Origin of the sequence: Streptococcus sp., from assembly GCF_019414905.1 — a bacterium.
In the GTDB taxonomy this organism is placed as follows: domain Bacteria; phylum Bacillota; class Bacilli; order Lactobacillales; family Streptococcaceae; genus Streptococcus.
Genome location: NZ_DXLC01000114.1, coordinates 355 through 4489 on the forward strand (window position 1 = coordinate 355; position 4135 = coordinate 4489).

General features: G+C 41.0%; 4 protein-coding genes and 1 pseudogene. 2 read left to right on the forward strand and 3 right to left on the reverse strand.

Translation table 11 applies throughout. The features are described from left to right. A pseudogene (locus QZ359_RS03515) lies at positions 1 to 129 on the forward strand (histidine phosphatase family protein); the annotation flags it as partial. A 137-nt stretch (positions 130 to 266) separates the two neighbouring features. Further along, on the forward strand, positions 267 to 1757 hold the full coding sequence (gene lysS, locus QZ359_RS03520) for a lysine--tRNA ligase (protein WP_261025885.1): 1491 nt from the start codon (positions 267 to 269) through the stop codon (positions 1755 to 1757). Between the two features lie 61 nt (positions 1758 to 1818). On the opposite strand, the gene QZ359_RS03525 is transcribed toward lysS, so the two are convergent. Genes QZ359_RS03525 through QZ359_RS03535 form a run of 3 tightly spaced genes read right to left on the reverse strand, consistent with a single transcriptional unit; the run spans position 1819 to position 3948 of the window. Next, positions 1819 to 2658, reverse strand: a complete 840-nt coding sequence (locus QZ359_RS03525) for an amino acid ABC transporter substrate-binding protein (protein WP_261202027.1) — start codon at positions 2656 to 2658, stop codon at positions 1819 to 1821. Positions 2659 to 2667: 9 nt separating this feature from the next. After that, entirely contained in the window at positions 2668 to 3297 is a 630-nt protein-coding gene (locus tag QZ359_RS03530; protein WP_261029352.1) for an amino acid ABC transporter ATP-binding protein, read from the reverse strand. A gap of 9 nt (positions 3298 to 3306) precedes the next feature. After that, entirely contained in the window at positions 3307 to 3948 is a 642-nt protein-coding gene (locus QZ359_RS03535; RefSeq protein ID WP_293960071.1) for an amino acid ABC transporter permease, read from the reverse strand. Between the last annotated feature and the right edge of the window lie 187 nt (positions 3949 to 4135).

Genomic DNA, 4135 nt, shown 5'->3' on the forward strand with positions numbered 1-4135 from the left:
CTTCTAGGATATAAAGAGCCACTTCTTCGTAAAAATGGCGGTCTAGCAAATGCCAGCCTGACCATTCTAGAAACCCATGATTTTGAAACATTTACTCTCGATACTTGGAATGATACTTCCTATCAATAACAGAACTTGATTTTATCGTCAAGTTCTTTTTAGTTTTGAAAGATTATCCGTGAATTTCTTGGCTATTTATGATAAAATGGGAGTATCGCAAAAAATGACTCATCGTATTCAATTTTGAGTAAAACTAGGAGGATCCCATGTCAACAGAACATATGGAAGAACTAAATGACCAGCAGATCGTTCGCCGTGAAAAAATGGCTGCGCTCCGTGAACAAGGAATCGATCCCTTTGGAAAACGCTTTGAACGTACTGCAAATTCACAAGAATTAAAAGATAAATTTGCTGACCTCGATAAAGAACAATTACACGATAAAAACGAAACAGCTACTATCGCAGGACGCTTGGTAACCAAACGTGGTAAAGGTAAAGTTGGATTTGCCCACCTTCAAGACCGCGAAGGTCAAATCCAGATCTACGTTCGTAAGGATGCTGTCGGTGAAGAAAACTATGAAATCTTCAAAAAAGCAGACCTTGGTGACTTCCTTGGTGTCGAAGGCGAAGTGATGCGTACAGATATGGGAGAACTCTCTATCAAGGCTACTCACATCACACACTTGTCTAAGGCACTTCGTCCACTTCCAGAGAAATTCCACGGTTTGACTGACGTTGAAACAATTTACCGTAAACGTTACCTTGACTTGATTTCTAACCGTGAAAGCTTTGAACGCTTTGTCACTCGTTCAAAAATCATTTCTGAAATCCGTCGTTACCTTGACCAAAAAGGCTTCCTTGAAGTAGAAACACCTGTTCTTCACAACGAGGCTGGTGGTGCTGCTGCCCGTCCATTTATCACTCACCACAATGCCCAAAACATTGATATGGTGCTTCGTATTGCGACTGAGCTTCACTTGAAACGCCTAATCGTAGGTGGTATGGAACGTGTCTATGAAATTGGCCGTATCTTCCGTAACGAAGGAATGGATGCTACTCACAACCCTGAGTTCACTTCTATCGAAGTTTACCAAGCTTATGCTGACTTCCAAGACATCATGGACTTGACTGAAGGCATTATCCAACATGCTGCTAAAGCTGTCAAAGGCGATGGTCCAGTCAACTATCAAGGTACTGAAATCAAGATTAACGAACCATTTAAACGTGTTCACATGGTGGATGCTATTAAAGACATTACTGGTGTCGATTTCTGGCAAGATATGACTTTCGAGGAAGCCAAAGCTATTGCTGCTGAGAAGAAAGTTCCAGTTGAGAAACACTACACTGAGGTTGGTCACATTATCAATGCCTTCTTTGAAGAGTTTGTTGAAGAAACCTTGATCCAACCAACCTTTGTCTATGGACATCCAGTAGCTGTATCTCCACTAGCTAAGAAAAATCCTGAAGACGAACGCTTTACTGACCGTTTCGAGCTCTTCATCATGACTAAGGAGTACGGTAATGCCTTTACTGAGCTCAACGATCCAATCGACCAGCTTAGTCGTTTTGAAGCCCAAGCTAAAGCCAAAGAACTTGGTGACGATGAAGCGACAGGAATCGACTATGACTACATTGAAGCCCTTGAATACGGTATGCCACCGACAGGTGGTTTGGGAATCGGTATCGACCGTCTCTGCATGCTCCTCACTGATACAACTACTATCCGTGACGTATTGCTCTTCCCAACAATGAAATAAGCACTTATCCTCTGGTACTTGCCAGAGGATTTTTTGATGCAAAAAGAGACTGAGTAAAAACTCAATCTCTACTTTTCACTTCTTTGGTTGCTACATCGTCACCGAACCATTTCTGGCTGATTTCTTGGAACTTCCCTTCTTGGTAAAGTTGAACAAAAGCTTGGTTTAAAGCTTGTAGTAATCTTTTATCAGCTGGTCTAACTCCGACTGCAAAAGATTCACTCTCAAATCCAGCTGAAAAGACATTATAGTCATTTAATATCCCCTCAGACTGAAGATAGTAATTAGCATACACTCGGTCAATCAACAAGGCATCAATTCGATCATTTTTCAAATCAATCAAGGCCTCATTAAAACTCTGGTACTGATTGGCCTTCTGGTCTTTGACACGATTTTTCAATAAATCTGGCTGGGCCTCAAAGTCTAGATAACCAGAGGATCCGGCTTGGGCCCCCAAGGTCTTATCCTTCATATCCTCTACTGAATGGATCTGCTGGCTTTTTTTCGTTACCAGAACTTGCTGATTTTCCATATAAGGAATGCTAAAGGCAACTTTCTCTCGGCGTTCATCAGTGGCAGAATAGCCATTCCAGATGGCATCTATGGTTCCATTTTGCAGTTCCGTCTCCTTCATATCCCAGTCGATTGGCTGAAATTGCACCTTAAAACCTAATTTTTCAGAGACAGCTTGTGCTAAGTCGATATCAAAGCCCGTATATTGGCCATTCTTTTCTTCAAATCCCATCGGTACAAAGGTATTGTCAAAACCAATGGTTATACTGCCTTGCTCTTGATACTTATCCCAGTTATCCTGCTTTGGATCGCTAGCCTTCTGAGTACAAGCCGTTAAAAAGAGAGTCAGGAACGAAACCAATACCAAAGCAATTTTCTTATTAGTCATCGGCACCTCCTACTTGGGCTCAACCTTGAGAATCTGATCTGCGATATTTTCAGCGAATTGTAAATCGTGGGTAACCACAATCTGCGTCATCCCAAGTTTCCTATTTTGCAAGATCAGTTTTTCCACTTCCAAGCGTAATTCTGGATCTAGGGCCGAAGTTGGTTCATCGTAGCCAATGATTTCTGGGTCAATCATCATAGCACGCGCCAAAGCTACCCGCTGCTTTTGCCCACCAGATAGTGAGAAAGGATAGGCATCTGCGTGCCCTGCTAGTCCTAACTGTTCCAAGAGATCACGCGCCTTCTGCTCAGCCTCATCCTGCTTCATTCCCTTGGTTTTCACAGGAGATAAGGTCAAATTGTCTAGAACTGATAAATGAGGGAAAAGTTGAAAATCTTGGAATACAAATCCCAGTAAATTCCGCTTCTCTAATTCATCCAGTCCTAAAGTTTCTCCATTATAAAAGATTTGCCCTGAATCAATGGTTTCAAGACCCGCAAGCATACGTAAGAGAGTTGTCTTACCTCCACCAGAAGGCCCAACGATAGCCAAGATTTGCTTTTCAGGAATGCTTAGACTGAAATTGGACAAAATTTGCTTTTCACCAAAACCCTTATTGATATTTCGTAATTCTAACATGGTAGCCTCCTATCTATAGTAACTGTACTTCTTCTCAACTTTTTTGGCAAGAATAGTCACAATACCAATCAAAATCAAGTAAATGGCTCCTGCCAAGAACATAGGAACCAGACTAGCATCACGGTTGGCAGCTGTTCGACTAGCCAAGATAAGATCTGAAATTCCTAGAGCATAGACCAGAGAAGTATCCTTGACCAAACTCATAACCTCATTAAAGACACTAGGAAGAACGATCTTGGTCACTTGGGGCAAAATAATATAGCGCACTGTGGCAAAATGACTGAACTTCAAGACCTTAGCAGCCTCATATTGACCTTTAGGAATGGTATCAATCCCTCCACGGAAAATTTCAGCAAAGTAAGCCGCATAATTCAAAACAAAGGCAATGATAGCCGCAGGAAGGCGATCTAAACGGATCCCAATACTTGGTAGCACATAATAGATAAAAATCAATTGCAAAAGCAAGGGTGTGCCCCGCATGATCCAGATATAAATGTTAATCAGATAATGGAGGGGCTTCCAATGGACTTGCAAGGCAAAGGCAATCAAAACGCCCAAGGGAATAGAAAAAATCAAGACCAGTGCAAAAACCTGTAAAGTCATGCTTGCACCGCTCAATAAACTCGGTAATATCTCAAACAAATAAGACATACTAGCACCTCCTAAAAATAATTGTTCCTATTATAGCATAAATAAACTAAATAACCAATCATTTTTGTAAAAAAATTCTTTTTTTAACAGAAAAAGTGTAGTTTTTTGAATCTAGAATAGAATAACATAACTTCTAGAGCCTTGTTAGACATTTGATTTGAATTCCCTAATCTATTTGTCCATATTC

Bases quoted from the DNA above. Each gene is read 5' to 3' on its own strand.
- lysS (WP_261025885.1), top strand. From the start codon at position 267: ATGTCAACAGAACATATGGAAGAACTAAATGACCAGCAGATCGTTCGC.
- QZ359_RS03530 (WP_261029352.1), bottom strand. From the start codon at position 3,297: ATGTTAGAATTACGAAATATCAATAAGGGTTTTGGTGAAAAGCAAATT.
- QZ359_RS03535 (WP_293960071.1), bottom strand. From the start codon at position 3,948: ATGTCTTATTTGTTTGAGATATTACCGAGTTTATTGAGCGGTGCAAGC.
- QZ359_RS03525 (WP_261202027.1), bottom strand. From the start codon at position 2,658: ATGACTAATAAGAAAATTGCTTTGGTATTGGTTTCGTTCCTGACTCTC.